Genomic DNA, 1,362 nt, shown 5'->3' with positions numbered 1-1,362 from the left:
TGTCTAGTCCTGAAAAAAGTTGACAAGGATTAGATTATAAAATTTGATTAATATTAGCCTCGGAAGGACTTACTTTCGAGGTTTTTTTCTTCCATTTTATTAATGGTATTTCTTTTTGCCTATGAGCTTTATTAGGTGTTAGCATTTGACAGCTCATATGGGGTCTTATATCATTATAAATTTCAATAGATTCTTTTATGACGTTGAATGCTTCTTGATGATTTTTGAATCCATCTATTATTAAAAACTCATATTTTAAGATACCATTTACTCTTTCGGCTATTGCATTTTCATATGGGTCTCCATTTTCTGTCATACTAATTTGCACTTTATTTTCATGTAATTTTTTGATATAATCAGCCGAACAATATTGCAACCCTCTATCAGAATGGTGCATCAATTGATGATTATATTTTCTGTTTTTCAATGCAGATTCTAGAGCATTTAAAGGTCCTTGGCTTGTTAGATTATCCAAGAGTTGATAACCCATAATCTTTTTCGAATAAGCATCTGTAATCAAACTCAAATACTGATGTCCAGTGTCTGTTTTGATATAGGTAATGTCACTTACCCATAGCTGTTCTGGTGCGGTAACTGTGAGATTCTTCGCAATATTAGGGTATTTTTTCATCCAATGCGTTGAATCTGTTGTTTTTACATAACTCCTTTTAGGCTTAATAAGCAGATGTTCAGCCTTCAATAGCTTAAATAATACATCTCTCCCCATACTGATATTTAACGCTTTAAAGTCTTCTTTTAATAAAAAATAAAGTTTACGAGTGCCTATTCTAGGCATCGAACACCTTATTCGCATTACCATATCTCGCACTTGTATCAACTCTGTATTGCGTTTTAATCTACTACTTTTAGCTTTGTAATACGACTGTCTGCTAAACCCAAACAATTCACTTACCCCTTTAATTCCTATTAAGGGTGCTTTGGCTTTTTTGATTGTTTGGGTAAATACTTTTTTCTGATTTCTGTCTTAAATAATTCATCTGCTATATCAATAGCTACATTTAAAACATGAACTTTTTCCTTCTCTTTAGCTAGTAAAACTTCAAGCTCTTTTATCTTTTGTTCGGGCGTTTTTTCAATAGACATCGTTGAGGGGTGTTTCCATTTATGGGCTGACCAATCTAAGATACTATGCTTTCGCAACCAAACCAAAACGGTGCTTCTACCTTGAATACCATATTTCCGCTGAGCTTGTTTATAACTCAACTCGCCTTTTTCTACTTCTGCAATAACTTGTAATTTAAAAGCCATACTGTAATCTCGTTGACTACGCTTCTGTTTCGCTTTTGAACTTGTTTCCATTTAATAAGTCGGTTGGATGACAACCTATTTCAGGACTAGACA

At 33.3% G+C, this 1,362-nt stretch carries 2 protein-coding genes; both read right to left on the bottom strand.

Annotation, left to right across the window (positions count from 1 at the left end; genetic code table 11):
- Nucleotides 1-34 precede the first annotated feature (34 nt).
- The gene (locus QM491_RS25435) at nucleotides 35-922 is read right to left on the bottom strand and encodes an IS3 family transposase (RefSeq protein WP_374761276.1); all 888 of its coding nucleotides are present in this window, start codon (nucleotides 920-922) and stop codon (nucleotides 35-37) included.
- Nucleotides 923-927: 5 nt separating this feature from the next.
- Entirely contained in the window at nucleotides 928-1,320 is a 393-nt protein-coding gene (locus QM491_RS25595) for a helix-turn-helix domain-containing protein (protein ID WP_374761275.1), read from the bottom strand.
- Nucleotides 1,321-1,362 lie beyond the last annotated feature (42 nt).

It is taken from the genome of Flectobacillus longus, assembly GCF_030056705.1.
Classification (GTDB): Bacteria; Bacteroidota; Bacteroidia; order Cytophagales; family Spirosomataceae; genus Flectobacillus; species Flectobacillus longus.
Note: the sequence above shows the minus strand (reverse complement) of the source record. Positions and strands in the feature narration are given on the sequence as shown.